This is a genomic window from Barnesiella sp. An22 (genome assembly GCF_963931395.1).
GTDB lineage: Bacteria > Bacteroidota > Bacteroidia > Bacteroidales > Barnesiellaceae > Barnesiella > Barnesiella merdigallinarum.
This window is the reverse complement of the sequence record NZ_OZ007014.1, coordinates 140,115-160,841: the sequence shown is the minus strand read 5'-3', so window position 1 is coordinate 160,841 and position 20,727 is coordinate 140,115. Positions and strand designations below refer to the sequence as shown.

The 20,727-nt window shown below is 50.3% G+C and carries 18 protein-coding genes; 10 read left to right on the top strand and 8 right to left on the bottom strand.

The genetic code is table 11. The features are described from left to right. Position 1 precedes the first annotated feature (1 nt). The 6 genes from lepB to ABGT88_RS00615 all read left to right on the top strand — a co-directional run bounded on the left by lepB (position 2) and on the right by ABGT88_RS00615 (position 6,376). A complete protein-coding gene (gene lepB, locus ABGT88_RS00640; RefSeq protein WP_258326906.1) occupies positions 2-898 on the top strand; it encodes a signal peptidase I in 897 nt (298 codons plus the stop codon). Beyond that, a complete protein-coding gene (locus ABGT88_RS00635; RefSeq protein WP_258326905.1) occupies positions 895-1,521 on the top strand; it encodes a WbqC family protein in 627 nt (208 codons plus the stop codon). The genes lepB and ABGT88_RS00635 overlap by 4 nt, the downstream gene beginning before the upstream one ends. Positions 1,522-1,670: 149 nt before the next feature. Then, positions 1,671-2,573, top strand: a complete 903-nt coding sequence (epsC, locus tag ABGT88_RS00630) for a serine O-acetyltransferase EpsC (RefSeq protein ID WP_087407893.1) — start codon at positions 1,671-1,673, stop codon at positions 2,571-2,573. A 24-nt stretch (positions 2,574-2,597) separates the two neighbouring features. After that, positions 2,598-4,109 carry a THUMP domain-containing protein gene (locus tag ABGT88_RS00625; RefSeq protein WP_346699854.1) on the top strand — a complete coding sequence of 504 codons (1,512 nt, stop codon included), beginning with the start codon at positions 2,598-2,600 and terminating at the stop codon, positions 4,107-4,109. Positions 4,110-4,128: 19 nt separating this feature from the next. Beyond that, entirely contained in the window at positions 4,129-5,397 is a 1,269-nt protein-coding gene (gene purD, locus ABGT88_RS00620; RefSeq protein WP_087407895.1) for a phosphoribosylamine--glycine ligase, read from the top strand. Between the two features lie 4 nt (positions 5,398-5,401). Next, positions 5,402-6,376, top strand: a complete 975-nt coding sequence (locus tag ABGT88_RS00615) for a hypothetical protein (protein WP_258326903.1) — start codon at positions 5,402-5,404, stop codon at positions 6,374-6,376. Positions 6,377-6,569: 193 nt separating this feature from the next. Here ABGT88_RS00615 and ABGT88_RS00610 read toward each other — a convergent pair whose 3' ends face one another. After that, a complete protein-coding gene (locus tag ABGT88_RS00610; RefSeq protein WP_346699851.1) occupies positions 6,570-7,955 on the bottom strand; it encodes a transposase in 1,386 nt (461 codons plus the stop codon). Between the two features lie 203 nt (positions 7,956-8,158). Between ABGT88_RS00610 and ABGT88_RS00605 the strand changes: the two genes are divergently transcribed. Continuing rightward, complete coding sequence (locus tag ABGT88_RS00605; protein WP_346699849.1) at positions 8,159-8,536, top strand: DedA family protein; 378 nt, start codon at positions 8,159-8,161, stop codon at positions 8,534-8,536. On the opposite strand, the gene ABGT88_RS00600 is transcribed toward ABGT88_RS00605, so the two are convergent. The 6 genes from ABGT88_RS00600 to nadA all read right to left on the bottom strand — a co-directional run bounded on the left by ABGT88_RS00600 (position 8,533) and on the right by nadA (position 17,007). Then, a complete protein-coding gene (locus ABGT88_RS00600) occupies positions 8,533-9,072 on the bottom strand; it encodes an NUDIX domain-containing protein (protein ID WP_087407898.1) in 540 nt (179 codons plus the stop codon). The genes ABGT88_RS00605 and ABGT88_RS00600 overlap by 4 nt on opposite strands. A gap of 11 nt (positions 9,073-9,083) precedes the next feature. After that, positions 9,084-11,465, bottom strand: a complete 2,382-nt coding sequence (locus tag ABGT88_RS00595; protein WP_346699847.1) for a two-component regulator propeller domain-containing protein — start codon at positions 11,463-11,465, stop codon at positions 9,084-9,086. 9 nt (positions 11,466-11,474) lie between these two features. After that, positions 11,475-12,050 (bottom strand): non-canonical purine NTP diphosphatase, encoded by a 576-nt coding sequence (locus ABGT88_RS00590; protein ID WP_087407900.1) that lies wholly within the window; start codon positions 12,048-12,050, stop codon positions 11,475-11,477. A gap of 173 nt (positions 12,051-12,223) precedes the next feature. Then, positions 12,224-13,093, bottom strand: coding sequence for a YitT family protein (locus ABGT88_RS00585; protein ID WP_087407901.1), 870 nt, complete (start codon positions 13,091-13,093; stop codon positions 12,224-12,226). A 104-nt stretch (positions 13,094-13,197) separates the two neighbouring features. Further along, positions 13,198-15,969, bottom strand: coding sequence for a leucine--tRNA ligase (gene leuS / locus ABGT88_RS00580; RefSeq protein WP_346699844.1), 2,772 nt, complete (start codon positions 15,967-15,969; stop codon positions 13,198-13,200). A 45-nt stretch (positions 15,970-16,014) separates the two neighbouring features. Further along, positions 16,015-17,007 (bottom strand): quinolinate synthase NadA, encoded by a 993-nt coding sequence (nadA, locus tag ABGT88_RS00575; protein WP_346699842.1) that lies wholly within the window; start codon positions 17,005-17,007, stop codon positions 16,015-16,017. Between the two features lie 503 nt (positions 17,008-17,510). Between nadA and ABGT88_RS00570 the strand changes: the two genes are divergently transcribed. Beyond that, complete coding sequence (locus tag ABGT88_RS00570) at positions 17,511-18,041, top strand: RNA methyltransferase (RefSeq protein ID WP_258326898.1); 531 nt, start codon at positions 17,511-17,513, stop codon at positions 18,039-18,041. Here the strand turns inward: ABGT88_RS00570 and ABGT88_RS00565 are convergent. Beyond that, the gene (locus tag ABGT88_RS00565; RefSeq protein ID WP_087407904.1) at positions 18,036-18,638 is read right to left on the bottom strand and encodes a DUF4294 domain-containing protein; all 603 of its coding nucleotides are present in this window, start codon (positions 18,636-18,638) and stop codon (positions 18,036-18,038) included. The genes ABGT88_RS00570 and ABGT88_RS00565 overlap by 6 nt on opposite strands. Before the next feature lie 437 nt (positions 18,639-19,075). Here ABGT88_RS00565 and ABGT88_RS00560 point away from each other — a divergent pair, with 437 nt between their 5' ends. Further along, positions 19,076-19,855, top strand: coding sequence for a radical SAM protein (locus tag ABGT88_RS00560; protein ID WP_298662014.1), 780 nt, complete (start codon positions 19,076-19,078; stop codon positions 19,853-19,855). 193 nt (positions 19,856-20,048) lie between these two features. Continuing rightward, positions 20,049-20,609: a hypothetical protein gene (locus ABGT88_RS00555; protein WP_258326896.1), complete on the top strand. Its 561-nt coding sequence runs from the start codon at positions 20,049-20,051 to the stop codon at positions 20,607-20,609. Positions 20,610-20,727: the final 118 nt, after the last annotated feature.

Here is a 20,727-nt window from a genome sequence, read left to right as displayed (position 1 = left end):
GATGATGAAACGAGAGACTATACGCACGATTCTGGTCACGGTAATTGTCATTATCGCGATTGTATGGTCTGTCCGCTTTTTCGTGGTCGAACCCTACCGCGTACCGCCCGGCCAGATGGAGAACAGCCTCTTGCCGGGTGACCGCCTGTGGGTCGACAAGTGGTCGTTCCGCTGGGGCCATCGCACCCCTGCGCGCCGCGACCTGCTGGTCTTCACACTGCCCTCGCTACACCAGCCGCAGAGTGCCGGCGACGAGGTGGCCATGGCCCGCTGCATAGGTCTGCCCGGCGACACCATTCGCAGCACCGGCAACCTCCTGTTTATCAACCGTAAGGCCGTAGCCCAACCCCCGCTCATTCTCGAGGCTTACCTCTCGCCCGACTCGATGCGCAACGACGTGAACCGCACCTTGCGCCAAAACAAGGCGCAATTTGTCGAGCAGGGAAAGGTGGGCAGTGACCGGCTGCTCTTCCTCTCGCGCTACGACTACGACAAGGTACGCAAGCAGCTTGCGCCCGATTCGCTGCTCTATCCCGTATTCCTCAACCGCGACAGCTACGAAATCACACTCCCCCGAAAAGGGAAAAACATACGAGTCACCCCGCAGAATGCCGAGATGCTGGCCTACCTCCTCACCCAATACGAAAACTGTCCCGTGACCTGTCGAGAGGGCAAAATCTACCACGGCGACCGGATTGTCACCCAGTGCCGGCTCTCGCAAGACTACTATTGGGTCATCGGCGACAACCGCGCCGGCATGGCCGACTCGCGCACCTTCGGCCCCCTGCCCCACTCCCTGCTCATGGGCAAAGGGCTGTGGATAGGCTACTCGCGCGACCCCGAAAAGCCCTTCTGGCAATCGTTCCGTACCGACCGTTTCTTCACCCGACCGCTATGACCACCGCCTACCTCTCTACCGCCTACTTTGCCCCGGTGTCGTACTACATGGCCCTGCTTGCCTACGACCGCATCGTGATTGAACAGTGGTGCAACTACACCAAGCAGACCTACCGCAACCGATGCCACATAGCCGGTGCCAACGGTGTGCTGTCGCTCTCGGTGCCGGTAGTCAAGCCCGATACCCTCAAGTGCCCCACCCGAGACATCCGCATCTCCGACCACGGGGAGTGGCGTCACCTGCACTGGAACGCCATCGCCTCGGCCTACGGCTCGTCGCCCTTCTTCGAGTATTACCAGGACGATATTCGCCCCTTCTTCGAGAAGCGATACACCTTTCTGCTCGACTTCAACGAAGCCATCCGACAGACCCTCTGCGAACTCATCGGCTTGGAACCGCACGTTGAATACACCGACCAGTATGCCCAACCCGCCCCTGGCGAAGCAGACCTGCGCGAAGCCATACACCCCAAACGAAATATTGCCGAGACTATCCCCTCGATGCACCTCAAACCCTACTACCAGGTGTTTGCCCCCAAATATGGTTTCCTGCCCGACCTGAGCATACTCGACCTCTTGATGAATATGGGACCCGAGTCGATTCTTATCCTCAAAGAATCATAAGAATTGCCCCTTTAAGAGTTCTTTATCGGCTATATTTCTTATCTTTGCTCCCAAATACAAAATAGGCTGCTCTCCAGTGCGATATTCTTGTGCGAACCTCAATCTGCCGACAGCGCTATCTTGGCTCCATCAAATAGTTAACATTGTACATGAGCAGCTATAAATATGCCGAAAATCTGAAAGAGACGGTCAAGAAACTGTCCGATTTCCTTTCGCTCGAAGAGTTGCACCACCAGAGTTGCAAGGGAGAGATGCTCCCCTCGGGACAACAACTGCAAGAAATCATCGCGCTCTGTCGCTCGCTCATCTTCCCCGGTTTCTATGGTTCGCCCGATGTGAGCGACAAAAACCTGCTCTACCACACCGGAATCAACACCGAAAAACTGTTCGACCTGCTGGTGAGTCAAATCTCGGCCGGACTCCTGTTTGTGACCGACGACCCCCTTATCCATTACGACCCGAAACAACTCGAAGGGGTAGCCGAACAGAAGGCGGTCAACTTCATATCCTATCTGCCCGAGATGCGGCGCATACTCTCGACCGACGTCACCGCCATGTACAACGGCGACCCGGCCGCACAGAGCAAGGCCGAGGTCATCCTCTGCTACCCGGCCATACGGGCCATCGCCAACTATCGCATCGCCCACAAACTGCTCGAACTGGGAGTCCCCCTCATACCCCGCATCATCACCGAGATGGCTCACTCCGAGACGGGTATCGACATACACCCCGCCGCCACCATAGGCGAATACTTTGCCATCGACCACGGCACGGGTGTCGTCATCGGAGCCACCTCGATTATCGGCAACCGGGTGAAACTCTACCAGGGTGTCACGCTGGGTGCCCGCAGCTTCCCGCTCGACGAGAACAACAATCCCATCAAGGGAATCGCCCGCCACCCCATCATCGAAGACGATGTAATCATCTACTCCAACGCCACCATTCTGGGCCGAATCACCATCGGCAAGGGGGCTGTCATAGGCGGTAACATCTGGGTGACCGAGAATGTGGCCCCCGGCGAACGCCTCGTACAGGCCAAAGCAAAACAGTAAAAAACCAAACAATATACACGCGTCGTGAATACCGAAAAATTTGAAATCGTAGCAAAAACTTTCCAGGGGCTCGAAGATGTCCTGGCCGAAGAGATCAGACAGCTCGGCGGCGAAAACGTGGAAACGGGCCGGAGAATGGTCTCTTTCACAGGAGACAAAGCCCTGCTCTACAAAGCCAATCTGGCCTGCCGAACGGCTCTGAGAATACTCAAACCCATCTATAAGTTCGAAGCCTCGGACCCCGACGAAGTCTACGAAAAGATGAAGGCTTTCCCCTGGGAGACACTGCTCTCGCCCGAGACCACCTTCTCGATCGACTCCGTCACCAACTCCGACAGTTTCAGACACTCCAAATTCGTCACCTACCGCGCCAAAGATGCCATTGCCGACTACTTCATGGAGAAGAACGGCAAACGCCCCTCGGTACGCCTCAACGGGGCCGAGGTGGTGCTCAACCTGCACATCTCGCACATGAGCTGCACCCTCTCGCTCGACAGTTCGGGCGAGTCGCTCCACAAGCGTGGCTACCGCGTGGGACAAACCGAGGCTCCCATCAACGAGGTACTGGCTGCCGGCATGATTCTCAAGACCGGTTGGCACGGCGAGAAAGACCTCATCGACCCCATGTGCGGCTCGGGTACCATCCTCATCGAAGCCGCCCTCATCGCCACCAACACCTATCCCGGCATCTTCCGCAAGAACTTCGCCTTTGAGCGGTGGAAAGATTTCGACGAAGAACTCTTCGAATCGCTCTACAACGACGACAGCCACGAACGCGAATTTACCCACCGCATATACGGCAGCGACATCTCGCCGCGGGCCATCGACATCGCTACCCAAAACATAAAAAGTGCCGGCGTAGCCAAATACATCGACCTCAAAATCATGTCTATACAACGGTACGAAACAGCCCCGTCGCCCGAGGGAATCCTCATCACCAACCCGCCCTACGGCGAGCGCATCTCGTCGAGCGACCTGCTGGGTCTCTACGAGTCGATAGGCAACCGGCTGAAACACGTATTCAAGGGGTACGATGCCTGGATTATCAGCTACCACAAAGAGTGTTTCGACCGCATCGGTCTGAAACCTTCGGTGAAGATAGAGCTGATGAACGGGGCCCTCGAATGCGAATACCGCAAATACGAGATTTTCGACGGCCGCTACAAGGAGTTCAAAGGCGAAGGTCACAACCTCGACAAGCGCCACGACTCGCCCCGCCGCTCGGGGCCGCGCGACCAGTCGACCTTCGGCCGGCGAAAGAGCTACGGCCACCGCGACGAACGCCCCGAACGAAGCGAACGATTTGAACGCGGTGAGCGAGGCGAACGTCCGGAACGTCCCTTCCGCTCGGCACGCCCCCAAGGGAAACCCTTCGAGCATCGCGACCGCGACCGGTTCAAACCCGAAGGCGAACGACCCAAGCGGCTGCACGGCGACGAGGCTTTCCAGAAATTCGTCACCTTCAAGCGCCCCTCGATCAAACCCAACGACGAGGATACGAAACCTCGCACCGACGAAACCGACACCTCAAAATAAACCCTAAATAACGACTATCATGAACATATTGCTCTTAGGTTCGGGCGGCCGCGAATGCGCCTTGGCCTGGAAACTGAAACAGAGTCCCAAAACCGACCGCCTCTTCATCGCTCCCGGTAATGCCGGGACCGCCGCTATCGGCACCAACGTAGAAATATCGGCCACCGACTTCGACGCCCTTGGCCGTTTTGCCGTGGAAAACCACATCGACATGGTGGTGGTAGGCCCCGAAGACCCGTTGGTAAAAGGTATATACGATTATTTCGTCGCACACGACGAACTGAAACATATCCCCGTCATCGGCCCGTCGAAAGAGGGTGCCCGCCTCGAGGGCAGCAAGGAGTTTGCCAAGGGCTTCATGATGCGCCACCACATCCCTACCGCCCGCTATCAGAGCTTCACGAGCGAAAACATCGAAGCCGCATACGCTTTCCTCGAGACGCTCAAGGCCCCCTACGTACTCAAGGCCGACGGTCTGGCAGCCGGTAAGGGCGTGCTCATCATCGACAACCTGCAAGAGGCCAAGGAGGAACTGAAACAGATGCTCGACGGGATGTTTGGCAGTGCCAGCAAAACCGTGGTTATCGAAGAGTTTCTCTCGGGTATCGAGTGCTCGGTATTCGTACTCACCGACGGCAACGACTACCGCATACTGCCCGTAGCCAAAGACTACAAACGCATAGGCGAAGGCGATACCGGCCTCAACACCGGCGGTATGGGTGCCGTTTCGCCCGTACCTTTTGCCAATGCCGACTTTATGAAAAAGGTCGAAGAGCGCATCGTGAAACCCACCATCGAGGGGCTGAAAGAGGAGAAAATCACCTACAAGGGTTTCATCTTCCTGGGCCTCATCAACGTAGGCGGCGAACCCATGGTCATCGAGTACAACGTGCGTATGGGCGACCCCGAAACCGAAGTGGTGATGCTGCGCATCCAGTCCGACTTGGTAGACCTGCTCGAAGGGGTGGCTCAGGGCAATCTGTGCGACCGGGAGCTCGTCGAGGATCCTCGCTGTGCCGTTACCGTCATGCTGGTATCGGGCGGCTATCCCGGACACTACGAGAAAGGCAAGGAGATTACGGGTCTCGACCGGGTGACCGACAGTATCCCCTTCCATGCCGGTACAGCCTTCAAAGAGGGCAAGATTGTAACCAACGGCGGACGTGTCATCGCCCTCAGCTCTTACGGGGCTACCAAGGAGGAGGCTCTCGCCAACTCGTTCAAGAGTGCCCAAGCGGTCTCCTTCGAAGGGAAATATTTCCGTTCCGACATAGGAGCAGACCTCTGAAATCATGAATCTGAAGCTATTCATAAGCGGTAAATACACATCGGTCTGGTGGATTATCCTCTACCTGACCGGTGTTTATCTTACCGGGCGGTTGACTACACTACCGATGGTCGAATCGCACGGCGGATTGCTCTGGCCCGGAGCCGGACAATGGCTTGCCCCTGCGCTGCTCAACCGGGTCGTAAACTGCCTGCTCGTCCTGTTGTGCGGAGTCTTGCTGCTGCGTATCAACAACCGCTTCTCCCTTATTCAGAAGCATACCCTGCTGCCCTTTCTCTTCTTCCTGTTGCTCGAGCTCGCCTCCCCCGCCCTCTCCCTGTTGGGCGACGGAACGGTCACGACCGTGATATTGCTCTTGCTGCTCGTTCTCTTTTTCCAATCCTACCAATCCGACAGAGCACAACCCGCTTTTCTCATCTTCGGAGCCCTGGCATTGGGTACCCTCTTCTGTACCCGGTTCGCCTACTTTGTACCACTCTTTCTCATAGGTTTTTCGCAAATCAGATACCTGTCGGTAAAGTCGCTGTCGGGAGCCCTCATCGGGTTCATCACCCCCTTCTGGTTTATTGTGGGCATAGACCTGATACCCTTCTCGCAACTGACGTTGCTGCTACCCGACTTCACCCCCGCCCTGCCCGCGAGTCTGCCTTATGACCATCCACAATTCTGGATTGTTGTTTTAACGGCTCTTCTGGGACTTTTCTCAGGTACGACCATGCTCTATACCTCTTTCAACGAGAAACGCCAAATACGGGCCTATAATGGCTTTGTAAACCTGCTTTCGGTTTATACGGCACTCCTGCTCATACTCGATTACACGCATTACGCCTATTATCTGCCCGTGCTCAATGCGGCAGTCTCCATGCAGGCGGCCTTCTTCTTTACCAACAACGGCAACCGCAAACCGGGCGTAATTCTGTTTTACCTTATACTCACCCTTTACATAGCTCTGTTTATATGGAATTTATTGCCAGCCTAAGCGAATGGGGATATTTAGGGACAGTCGTTTAATTCCGTCATTATGAGTCAATCGGCAGACTGTCCCGGTAATTTTTCCGATCGAACTCATCTTTTTATATTTTCGGCTCCGTTTCGGAGCCCCTTTTTTCATTTTTGGACCCAACTGGAGCCAATACTCCAGTGAAAGGGCCGTTTCTCACTCACCTCGAACATCAGGCAGCCTGAGCAATTTCGTTGACTTCCCGCCGGACGAGCTGTACTGCATTCGCCGTGTGGATGCCAAAGAAGATGTACAGGATTTCGGTCAACTTCGTCCTTGCCTTGATGCGTTTCAGGCCATAGTGTTCCTTCTGCGTTCCGAACGAGCCTTCCATCCTCGTTGCCCTCACCCTCGCCAGCTCGTTGCGGATGATGTCGTTCTCTTTCTTTTCCAAGGACGGACGGCCACGCTTGACGAATGACGTCTGTATTCCTCTATCCTTGCAGTACCCCCTGTTGGCGCTGCCGGCATAGCCTGCATCTCCTCCAACCTTCTTCGCGTCCACACCGAAGAGCTTTCGGTGCATCTTCAGGCAGTGCGTAAGCCTGGTTCCCTCGTTGAAGGCATTGAATGACAGCTTCTCGATGAATGAGAGTCCGTCAACCTGGATGTTGTTGCACTTCGCACCGAACTCTACGCTCTTCACTTCCTTGCCTCTCACGATTGGCCTCACATACGGCTTGCTGATGCTCACTATCCTGTCCTTGACACTCTCGCGAGGATTGTTGTTCTCGAAGTGGGCCTTCTGCTGGCGGTACACTCTTGTGATGATTTCAATATCGCTCTTCTGTCTGGCTGTCAGCAATTTCTCCGCGCCTGCATTCTCCCTCTCCAGTGTGCGGGTCTCCTTCAGTATCTTCCCCAAAAGGTTGAGCAGGCGTCTGGTCAGTTTCCTGGTCTGGACTTTCGTATGCCTGCGCCGCTTCCTGTACGACAGGTTGGCCTTCTCTACGTCTACGTACTTCGTCCTCGGACGGTGCACATTCAGCTTGGCACTCAGAGTGCACATTATCTCATATGACTTCTCTATTCCTTCCCACAGAAGCTTCGCATCCGTAGGATAGCGCATCTCGCTCTCGTAGCAGGTCGCATCCGTATACATCGTATCCAGGTCCTTCATGTACGGTTTCCAGGCTCTTGCCAGTATCTCCTGCTGCTGTTGGATCTTCAGCCCGCGGGCCAGCTCCGAAAACACGTCGTCCAGAAGTTTGTAGTTCGTCAGAGGATGCATCGGGTCTATTCTCACATCGCAGAAGAGCTGATAGTGGACGTTGCCGTTAAGATGCTCCATCAACTTCGGGCTGCTCAGACCTGTGTACATCTTCAGGAACATCAGCGCAACCTTGCCCTCCGGGGTGAAGTATGTTTTTCGCCCTTTCTTCGCTCTCATGCTCTTGCTTATCAGTCCAAAGTTCTCTGCCATCTCACCAAGCGGCAGCCTCTTCCTGATTTTTCCCAGCTCGCTAGTCTCGAACGTCCGCCTATACAATTCATAAAAATCGAACTCCGTGAAAGGAAGATCGGGTGATATTTCAGAGAAATTTTGTACCTTAGCCATGCAGATTAATTTTTGCGATACCTCCAAATTTGGCTTTTCTAGGGCAATTGGAGGTATTCTTTTTATCTTTAGCTAAGATACAAATTTTATATTACATTGGCAATCAATTCGTTATAAAGTTTTATTCTTTTTACGACAGTCCCTATTTAGGACTCTTTATTGCCGCCTTCCTGGCCGGCAGCATCATACCATTCAGTTCCGAAGTGGTTCTGGGAGTCCTGCTGGTCGCCGGATACGACCCGTGGGGATGTGTCATTTCGGCCACGCTGGGCAATTGGTTGGGCGGAGTCACTTGCTACTACATAGGCTACCTGGGAAAAACCGAGTGGATACACACCTACCTGAAGATGCCTGAAGAGAAACTGGCCAAGATGCAACATTTCCTCCAGGGCAAAGGTTCGCTATTCGGGTTCTTTGTCTTTATACCGGTCATAGGCGACATCATGATTGTGGCCCTCGGACTGATGCGGGCCAACCCCATAGGCACCCTGCTCTCGATGATGGCCGGCAAATTTTCGCGTTACTACCTCGTGATTATCGGGGTAAACTACTTGAAAGAGTGGTTTCCCAATCTGTTTTAATCGACTTGCCAACAGGCGTCGTCGTTCAATAAGAGCGTGATGGCCCGGCGTACCGACTGGAAGGCAAATCGGTCGGGGTGAATCTCGTCGCGCGAAAGCCAGAAACACGACTCCACATCGTCGTGTGCGGCCAGTGCCCCCGAATCGCCCTTGTATTTGCACAGAAAGAAGAGATCCATCGTATGCACGTCGAAACCCGAATAACGGTAAATGTTGGGAAAAGAGTACATGTAACGCATCTGGTCGGGGTGCCACCCTATCTCCTCCGAAAGCTCCCGGGCCACAGCCTCCTCGACCGTCTCGCCGCACTCGGTAAATCCACCCGGCAAATCAAGCATCCCCTTCGACGGCTCAAAGGCCCGACGGCAAACCAACAGCCGCGACCGATTGTCCATCACAAAGGCTGCAACTGCCGCTTTGGGATTGATGTAGTAGACAAAGCCGCAATCTTCGCAACGCTTCGACGAAGCGTTGTTCTCTACAAACCGGTGCGAACCGCACCGGGGACAATATTGAAACAGATGAAGCGGGTGCATAATCTCCCTGTTTAGTTGACAACCAGTATTTTGGTAACCACTCCCGATTGACTGCCGCTTGCACTCGACGAGGCAAAGACCAGATAGACACCGGTTTTCACCCGCTTGCCGTTGCGGTCGCGACCGTCCCACGAAATTTGTCCACCGTTGGAATACCCTTGGAAAAAGAGGTTTCCGGCCGTGTCGGTTATCTTCACCAGACTGTTGTCCATCAATCCCGTTACCGAAATCCACCCCTCGTAATCGGGCCGTACCGGGTTGGGAAAAGCATAGACACTGCTGTAATCTTCGCTGACCTGTACGGCATCGGAACGATAGGCGGCCAGACCGCTGGTCGTCCCCACATAGGCGATACCGGTCACCGGGTCGACCACTACCTCGGTCACAAAGTCCGACGGCAGCTTGCTGTTCTCGGTTGTAAAGTGCTCGAGCACCTCCGACCCATCGGCACTCACCACATAGAGCCCCGACTCGCGGGTACCTATCCACTTGCGGTTGGCACCGTCGATAAAAATATCGGTAATGTTGATATTCTGCAACAGATAGTCGGCATTGTCGGTACCGTCGTTACGGGCTATCTTGATGCGGGTACAGCGGAAATTGTCACTAAAGACATTGTCGGGATTCGTAATGACGATAGGTCCCGACGAGGTTCCTATCCAAATCTGGCCGTTATGATCCTCGGCAATGCAATCGTAGTAGTTGGGGGTAAAGGTCTTGTTGTCCTGGTCGATAAACGAAACCAACTTTCGAGTCCGGTCATCGGCTGTTGTATTGTAGGTACCCTTATCGTCGAAAGCAAAAACCCAACCCGGCCAATCGCCATAGATGACCCACTTAGGGGTAGAACGCTTGGGTATAAGCAACTTGGCATACTTGTTATTGGCAATATCGGTGTACTTGAACTGATACCAGTCACTCACTTTGAGCTGGTCGGTACTGAGCGACAGTTTCGACTTGGGCAGCATGCACACACCCACATCGCCGGTATGAGCCACCCACAAGTTACCCTCCTGGTCAAAGGTCACCACAGGCACACTCAATGCCCAATCCATATACTTCGTAAACGGAGAGTTTTCGGTCGTATAATGGCCTACACACTCGAAGTTCGTAAACTTGTATATACCTTCGAACCAGGTACCTATGTAGAAAGTATTAGGGTCGTCGGGTGCAAAAGCCATCTTGTAACTCGAGTACAAGGAAGCGGCATGCTTATAGTTCACCAAAGGCAATTCACCGAAATCGATAGCGGTCCAACTGTTTTGATCCAGTACGCTCATGCGAGTCTTCGCATACTGGTCTTCGGTTCCCCGACGAGGCCCCGAGTTGCTCACATACAACTTGTTGTCGTTTATAACCAGGTTCCAGGGATCGGCTACATTCGACACATTGGGCATAAAAGGCTCTTTCAACATGGTCACCTGGTCATTTTCCATCTTGAAGTGGCACAATCCATATTCACCCAAAGCCCATATAGACTGATCCTTTTCATACGACGAGGTCACTACATCTGTCAGATACTCCGACTGATCGCCAAAATTGAAAACATTCTCTATCTGTATCTGGCCATTCACAATATCGGGTTTACAGAAAGCCACAAATACCAGTCCTCTAAGGACAAAGCTATCGTAATACCGGTCTATGTATCTCACACCCATACTCAAAGTTCCCAACAAAGAGAGGTTGTCTTGCGTAATGTCATAAAAATGAACAATACCTCCTTTGGAATAGAGCAAATACTTGTCGTTAAAAGACAGCATTTCGTACATGATATTCCCGTCGACCGAATCCAACACTTTCCAGTTCGACAAACTGTATTTCGTAGCCGTACTCTCTATGTAGCAAACCGACTCGTCCGAAATCAAAAACCAATATTTACTGCTGGCCCCTATTTTATTTATCTTTTTCCCGTAGTTGTACGACTCGCTCACCTCGTACTTCTCGTCGTTGAGTACAACAATACCGAAGTCGGTAGCCAAGTAGATGCGGTTGCCGTAAAATTTCACGTCGTTGACACTCTTCGACGAGGTCATAATGGCATTCTTTATATCGGGGATATTGTACACCTTGCCGTTGTCGTAGAGAATATCGATATTCGAGTTGGCATATACCACCACCAGATAGTTCTTATCGTAGTTGTAATAGATATTTGCCACATCTATATCGTTCAACAGGTTGTTCTTGTTGTAGGACTCCATCTCCTCGGTCTCCTTGTCGAAACAGAAGAGCGAAATGCCCGACACGTAATAGACCCGGTCGCCGGTATCTATCACCTTCACGGGATCGCCCATCGACGAGTAGATCTGCCAGCTACCCACAGCCAACTGCGCCCGCGTCAAAAACGCAAACGACAATACGATGAAACCTATTAAAGCCGATATTCTCCTTGACATATCAAACGATTATAATGTATTCAAAAATTCCGACAACCTCTTCACGGCCCGAGCCCGATGACTAATCTTGTTTTTCTGCTCCTCACCCATCTGGGCAAAGGTTTCGTCATGACCTTCGGGTACAAATACCGAATCGTATCCAAACCCCGACGAACCCCTGCGTTCGTCGATGATACTTCCATCTATCTCGCCATAGAACAGATGTTCCTCACCCCCCAGAATCAAGGCTATGCAGGTAATGAAACTGGCTCTTCTATCCATCCGGTTTTCCAGATTGGCCAGCAGTTTGTCTATATTTTTCTCCGAGTCGGCAGGCTCGCCGGCATACCGGGCCGAGTATACACCGGGCTCGCCGTTGAGTGCTACCACCTGCAAACCGGTATCGTCGGCAAAGCAGTCGTAACCATATTTCTCCTTCACATAACGGGCCTTTTGCAAGGCGTTTCCTTCAAACGTATCGGCTGTTTCGGGTATGTCGTCGTGACAGCCTATGTCGTTCAAGCTGAGAATCTCTATCTTATCACCGACAATAGCCGAGATTTCTTCCAACTTGTGTTTATTATTCGTGGCAAAAACCAGTTTCATAATCAAAACCTTTTTTGTAAAAATAAGAATGCAGCCAAATTTCTGCTTCGAAAAATTCAACTGCCCTCCTCTGTTTATCTATAACGATAAATATCTCTTTTTATTTTAGATACCTATCGGTTGGGAGAACATCTGTCTCTCCCTGTTTTCCTAATATGTCGTATATTTCTGAATCAAGTCTTTATCTTGTCGAATCCTTCGCCGTAAACGCCTACGACATTCGATTGCGAAATGAAGGCCTTGGGGTCTATCGACTTGATCAACCGGAATATCTTCACCGACTCGTTACGTTTGGCCAGAATCATCAGCACCTTCTTGGGCTGTTTGGAGTACCATCCCATGCCATCAAGCACGGTTACACCCCGATGTATATCCTGGTTGACATGCGTAGCTATCTCTTCGTACTTGTCCGACAAAATCAGTATCTGTACCGACTGGCGCTTGCCGTTGATAACCATATCCATCGTGTAGCTCATCACACCCATCACCACATAACCGAAAATCATCTTCTCTATGCTGTGGAACAGCACGTACGAGCTGGCAATGATCAGGAAGTCGATATACATCATCATCTTGGCAAACGAGATGTTTTTGTACTTGTTGACGATGGCGGCGATAATATCGGTTCCGCCCGTACTGCCGTTCGACACGAATACCAGACCTACACCCAGACCGCACAAAATACCACCGATGATGGCCGACATGAAGGGCTGCTCCTCGACCAGAGAGTGAGGTATGAACTCGGGCAGTATTCCCAGAAAGAACGAACACATGAACACACTGAAAATCGTGCGTACAAAAAACTTAAGTCCCAATACCTTGATAGCTGCCAACAACAGAACCACGTTGATGGTAAAATACGACACCGATACCGGTATCTTCGTTCCATAATAGATTAAGGCTGCAATACCGGTCACACCGCCGGTAGTAATTTCGTTGGGCAGCAAAAATCCAACCCAACCCAGCGCATACAGCAACAAGCCGAATATGATGACCATATAGTCTTTTACGGCATACAATACACTGTTAAAAGGCAATCGCATATTACTCTTTGTTTCTAAACTGTTTACTCCTTCTTATTATATTCTTGTATATCAAAAAAATATCCATGCCCACCACTCATGGCAAGCATGGATCAGGTATTTCATTATATCACAATATTGACAATCTTGTTGGGCACCACGATAATCTTCTTGGGGGTCTTACCCTCGAGCCATCGGGCCGACGATTCGTGGTTGAGAACAATCTGCTCTATCTCTTCGCGCGGTGTACCGGCCTTTATCTCGAGGCTGAAACGGGCCTTGCCGTTGAACGAGACGGCATACGTCACCACATCTTCCTTCAGATACTCTTCGTTCCACACGGGCCACTCGGCATCGCATACCGTCTGGTCGTGACCCAACTCGTGCCACAACTCTTCGCTGATGTGCGGGGCAAAAGGTGCCAACAGAATAATCACCTTTTCGAGCATCTGCTTATTGCGCGATTTCAGCGCCGTCAGTTCGTTTACACAAATCATAAAGGCACTGATCGAGGTGTTGTACGAGAAGTTCTCCACATCCCACGAAATCTTCTTGATGAGCTTGTGTACCGATTTCAACTCCTCTTTCGTAGGCTCGGCATCCTGCACGGCCAGCTTGTCGCCCTGATAGAAAAGGTTCCACAGTTTTTTCAAGAAGCGGTGTACACCGTCTATGCCGTTGGTATCCCACGGCTTGCTCTGCTCGATGGGGCCCAGGAACATTTCGTACAGACGCAACGTATCGGCTCCATATTTCTCGACAATATCGTCGGGATTGACGACGTTGAACATCGACTTAGACATCTTCTCTACGGCCCAACCGCAGATGTAGCGGCCGTCGTCTTCCAAGATAAACTCGGCCGTAGCAAACTCGGGACGCCATTTCTTGAATGCCTCTATGTCGAGTACATCGTTGCTCACGATGTTTACATCGACGTGAATGGGAGTCGTGTCGTACTCCTTGCGTTTGTTGAGCGTGACGAACGTATTGGTGTCCTTTATACGGTATACAAAGTTGGAACGACCCTGTATCATACCCTGGTTGATAAGTTTCTTGAAGGGCTCGTCCTCGCAAATCACCCCTTTATCGAACAGGAACTTGTTCCAGAAACGGCTGTAAATAAGGTGACCCGTAGCATGCTCGGTACCGCCTATGTAGAGGTCGACATTGCGCCAATACTCGTTATTATCTTTCGATACCAGAGCCTGGTCGTTATGGGGGTCCATATAGCGCAGATAATAAGCCGACGAACCGGCAAAACCGGGCATCGTGCACAACTCCAGCGGATAGTGGTCTTCGGTCTCCCAGTTCTTGGCACGACCCAGCGGGGGTTCACCCGTCTCGGTGGGCAGGAACTTGTCTACCTCGGGGAGTTCCAACGGCAGCTTGCTCTCGTCGAGCATATAGGGCATGCCCTCCTTGTAATATACCGGGAAGGGTTCACCCCAGTAACGCTGGCGGCTGAAGATGGCATCGCGCAAACGGTAGTTCACCTTTACACGGCCTATGCCTTTCTCTTTAATGAATTTCTTGGTAGCGGCAATGGCATCCTTTACCTCCATGCCGTTCAGGTCGAGACCGTTGCCACACGAGTTTATCATCTTGCCCTCCTTGGCATCGAAACTCTCTTCCGACACGTCGCACCCCTCGATCAAGGGAATGATAGGCAGGTCAAAATGCTTGGCAAAGGCGTAGTCGCGGCTATCGTGAGCCGGTACCGCCATGATGGCACCCGTACCGTAACCGGCCAATACATAGTCGCTCACGTAGATAGGAATATGTTTGTTGTTCAACGGGTTGATGGCATAGGCACCCGTAAACACACCCGTCACGCTGCGGTCCATCAGGCGCTCGCGTTCGGTGCGGTGTTTGATGCTCTCGAGGTATTTGTCGACAGCCTCTTTCTGCTCGGGAGTTACCACCTGTTGCACATACTCGCTTTCGGGAGCCAGTACCATGAAGGTAACCCCGAATACCGTGTCGGCACGCGTCGTGAAGATGGTAAACTCTACGTCCGAGTCTACTACCTTGAACTGCATCTCGGCACCCTCCGAACGGCCTATCCAGTTCTTCTGCGTCTCTTTCAGCGAGTCGGTCCAGTCGAGTTTGTCGAGTCCGTCGAGCAGACGTTGGGCATAAGCCGATACCCGGAGGCACCATTGGCGCATCACCTTCTGCTCTACGGGATAGCCACCCCGTATCGATACTCCTTCGCTCACCTCGTCGTTGGCCAGCACCGTACCCAGTTTCGGACACCAGTTTACCATCGTGTCGCCCAGGTAAGCAATGCGGTAGTTCATCAGCGTCTCCTGCTGCTCCTTCTCGCTCTTGGCTTTCCACTCGTCGGCTGTGAACGAAAGCTCTTCGCTGCAGGCGGCATTCAACCCTTCAGTGCCTTTCGTCTCGAAATGTTTTACCAGCTCTTCAATCGAACGGGCCTGTTGCCTGTCGTTGTCGTAGTAGCTGTTGAACATCTGTATGAAGGCCCACTGGGTCCACTTGTAATACTCGGGATCGCAGGTGCGAATCTCGCGGCTCCAGTCGTAGCAGAAACCAATCTTGTCCAACTGCTCACGATAGCGATTTATATTCTTCTCGGTCGTAATGGCCGGATGTTGTCCGGTCTGTATCGCATACTGTTCGGCCGGAAGTCCATAAGCATCGTAACCCATGGGGTGGAGCACGTTGAAACCTTTCAGCCGTTTGTAACGGGAATAGATGTCAGAAGCAATATATCCCAGCGGGTGACCTACGTGCAGACCTGCACCCGAAGGATAGGGGAACATGTCCAATACGTAGTACTTGGGTTTCTCCTTGTTTTCGGTAACCTGGTAGATGTGATGCTCTTTCCAGTACTTCTGCCACTTTTTCTCTATTTCTTTGAAATTGTATTCCATGATGAACAATATGTGATAGGTGATATTTTTTTAGTTCCTCTTCTCTTAAATTCCCAGTGAAGCCGATATGTCGAGCATACGGCGTATGGGTTTGATGGCCTCCCGGGCTATGGCTTCGTCGACCGTGATTTCGGGCAACTCGTACTTGAGGGTATTGTACAGTTTCTTCATCGTGTTCAACCGCATGAAGTTGCACTCGCTGCAGCCGCAGGTACTGGCATCGTCGGGAGGGGCCGGAATGAACTCCTTGCCGGGGTTGCTCTTCTTCATCTCGTGCAGGATACCCGACTCGGTAGCTACGATAAAGCGTTTGCAGTCCGACTGGGTAGCAAAGCGCAACAAGGCGGCCGTCGAACCCACCTTGTCGGCCACAAGCAGAATGTCGCGTTTGCATTCGGGGTGGGCCAGCAGCAGGGCATCGGGATACTTCTTTTTCAACGCTACGATTTTCTCGAGCGAGAATTGCGAGTGCACGTGGCAGGCACCGTCCCACAGCAACATGTTCCGACCCGTGACGCTGTTGATATAGTTTCCCAGATTTTTGTCGGGACCGAAGATAATCTTCTCGTCGGCCGGGAAGCTCTCTACTATCTGTTTGGCGTTCGACGAAGTCACCACCACGTCGGTGTGTGCCTTTACGGCGGCCGAGGTGTTCACATACGAAATCACCTTGTAGCCGGGATGCTGTTTTACAAACTCGGCAAAGGCATCGGCCGGGCAACTGTCGGCCAGCGAACAACCGGCATTCAGGTCGGGGATGAGCACCTTTTTGTCGGAGCAGAGTATCTTGGCTGTCTCGCCCATGAAGTGCACGCCGCAAAGCACCAGTATCGACGCATCGGTCTTGGCGGCCCATTGAGCCAGCGCCAGCGAGTCGCCCACATAGTCGGCAATATCCTGTATATCGCCCGACTGGTAGTAGTGAGCCAGCACGACGGCATTCTTCTCACGCTTCATTTTCTCGATCTCGGCTACCATATCCACGCCTTCGGGAACAGGCATATCCACATAACCTTTGGAGATATTTACATCGAACATATATATTATTCCTTTTTTATTTTTTAATTTAAAATTCTTATTGTTGATGATAATAGGCTGTTGACAGTAAGGATAACTTCTTGTTAAAATAGTTGCTTTTTATCTTATCAACCTTCGGGGGTTACGTTATCCGCGTCTTGTCAACGTCATTATCTTGTTATAATGAGCCTATTAAATTCCTTATCAACTCCCTGTTTACAAACTGCAAAGTTAATAACTTTATTCTATTTGTATGATTGATAAATAGATATTTTGAGGTGGATATTTCAACTCACAACTGGTGCATATATTATTTGCATTTTTACGGAGAGGGGTAGTATAGAGGTAATTTTCTGATTTCAAAATTTTGTACCGCTTTTTAAGCCCTCATTTTATAACGGCTTATCCACACTTGTACACACGGTTATTAACGATGCTGTTTACAGGGTAGGAGACGGGTAAAAGGAATTGGCTTTGTCGGGTGTATGTATTATCTTTGTCGATGCTTGTAAAGAGAGTCGTTTATGAAGAAAAAGAGTATTTTCGACCTGCACCGGGTTTCGCAAGAGGAGTTTAAACATCTCGAAAAGATACCGTTAGTAGTTGTGCTGGACAACGTGCGCAGCCTCAACAACATCGGGTCGGTATTCCGTACGGCCGATGCCTTCAAGGTGGCCTGCATCTACCTTTGCGGAATCACCGCCACACCGCCGCACACCGATATACACAAGACCGCACTGGGGGCCGAGGATAGTGTCGACTGGATTTATGAGCAAGATACCTATACGGTTGTTGATAAGTTGTTGGCGGCCGGTTACGAGGTTTATGCCATCGAACAGGTGGAGGGGAGTATCAGTCTCAACGACATCGAGTTGGACAAGAACAAGCGATATGCCGTGGTGTTGGGCAACGAGGTAAAGGGGGTACAGCAGTCGGTTGTCGACAAGTGTACGGGCAGCATCGAGATACCCCAGTTCGGTACCAAACATTCGTTGAACGTTTCGGTTACGGCCGGTCTGGTCATTTGGGATTTTTTCAAACAACTGGGGTTATAGCGAACCCTGTTCTACCAGGATGCAGATGCGCTCGATGGTCTTGTCTTTACCTTCGGGTTGCCAGTCGGTCTTGAGCGAGGCGCCGAACATCTTGCCGAAAAATTGCCAGAAGTTGGCCCTGAAGCTCCCCAGAAAAGCCTTTATCAACTCGTAGGACGATTGGTTGCACTCTCTGTTTATCAGCTTGATAAGCATCTTACCCTGCGACAGGGTAAACTTTTTCAACACCGGTTTATATTGTTGGAAAACCTCTTTCTCCATACGTTTCATGTGCTGCTCGCGAGCCTCGTCGTCGGGGAGAGTCTCCATATATTCATACGTCTCTATGAAGATATTGTAGATGAGTTTGGCATAGGGTAGGGTCTTTTTCACATCGCGTACGGTTTTCCAGTAAAATTTCTCCTCCTTTTTGTTTTTGAATTTTTCGGGGGGAAATACATAGAAGGTGCGTAGTCCTATCAACGCTACCGTATCGTTGTCGATAACTACCCGATAAAAATGTTTATAAGCCGGATGTTCCTCCTGAAAGATCTGTGCCTGAAGGCTCGGAACCATCAGAAAGAGAAAAAGAAACAATATGGACCATCCTCTTTTCATCGGGTACAAATGTAAATCTTTCGATTTTTCGATGACTATTTTTTTGCAATAATTATAATATTAACCGGTGTTGATAGTGTATGTGTACAGATTGTCCATATCTTGTGGATATGATTGTTTATTTATGGTTAATAGTTTAATAAATAGAATTTTACAAATTGTTTATAACGTGAGTATTTTTTGTATTTCGGTGGTTGAAAACCCGTGGATAAGCTGTTGGTATGGCTGTTTTCAGACTTTTGTCTCCCGATTGTTTTTTCATAAGTTGATAAATCGTTGACATCCTTGTTTATTATTCTTATATATAATTGACATATAAATAGATATAGTTTATTCACAACTTGTGTATAACTTGAAAAGGAGTATATAGATTTTACAAAAATCTATGGTTGGATAGTAGATAAATTCTACCTTTGTAAAGTAAAAAGAGTATTGCTATGCAGACAGTGTTATTTCATGAAATCATTTACGGACCCGTGCACAGCCGTCGTCTGGGCATATCGCTGGGTGTGAATCTGTTGCCGACCGATGGCAAGTTGTGCTCGTTCGACTGTGTCTATTGTGAGTGCGGCTACAATGCCCAGGGAGTGGGCAAGAGTGGGTTACCCTCGGCCGACCAGGTAGAAGAGGTGTTGAAAACCCGTTTACAGGCCATGCACGAGGCGGGCGAAAAACTCGATGTCATTACCTTTGCCGGTAATGGTGAGCCTACGTTGCACCCGCAATTCGAAAAGATTATAGATACTACGCTCTATTTACGCGACCACTACTACCCCGAAGCCAAGATAAGCGTGCTCTCCAATGCGACCCGCATTCACGACGAGTCGGTATTCAAAGCCCTGAACCGGGTCGACAACAACATACTCAAACTCGACTCGCTCCGTCCCGAAACGGTGGCCTTGATCGACAATCCCAACGACCCCCATTTCGATGTGAACCGTGTGGTGTGCGACTTGAAGCGCTTCTCGGGCAATGTGATTGTGCAGACCATGTTCCTGCGCGGCTGGCACAATGGACAGCGCATCGACAATACCGTAGAAGAGGAGCTCTCGCCGTGGTTGGAGGCGCTGCAGTACATTTCGCCCCGTTCGGTGATGATTTATACCATCGACCGTAAAACCCCCGAGGAATCGCTCGAAAAGGTCTCTCGCGAGGAGTTGGAGCAGATAGCCGCCCGGGTGAGGGAGCTGGGGCTGGAGGTTTCGGTATCGGCCTGACCGCTGTTTACACGATATAAACATGATTTAAACAGAGGACTTTCCAATATGATAAAACTTGTCATACTCCTATCCGGCGGTGGCAAACGAACATGTTTTATGTCGGAAATACTATCTTTCAGGTTTGCTGACAAACATTGATTCTGCTAGACTAATTACTTGGAGAGAATTAAAAAACTAAAATGAAATCATTATGATAGATATGGAAAAGTGTTTTAGAGATGTTTTTAATTCGAAATCATTTGAAGTAATAGAATCTGAAAGTGGAAAATACGATATTACTAAATATGAGCTGACATTTAATGTTTGGAAAGGAAAAGCGATAAAGAATACGTTTGGGGGTAAGGTTTTAGTAGATGTAAATGGAAAAGCTTCTTTTGCTGAATTAGCTATTGTTGATTATCTAAAAAGGAATGGATGGAATGCCAGATGGATTGAAACATATGGTAGGCCTCCCATGGATCCTTTTATGTTGACGGAATGGAATGATGTATGTTATAGAGAGCAGATTCATGTACCAATAACAGATGTTGAAATATCTGAAACTTTAGTGGGGATAGCAAAACTAAATGGTAATAAGTTTAGTGGTTGTTGGGATGTGATTGCTTGGAAAAATGGATATATCTTATTTTTGGAAGCGAAAAGGAATAGACGTGATTGTATTCGTTTAAGTCAAATCAATTGGCTAAAGGCCTCATTAGCATATGGATTGAATTGTAATAATTTCATAATTATACAATGGAATATACAATGAATTTATAAAATAACCCCTAATCGAACAATTTTGAAATTTCCAATTATAGGATTACTGAAAAGACAAGCTTAAAGGTTTTGAAACATTTTAATTTATATTCCTTATAAACAAGTCGATA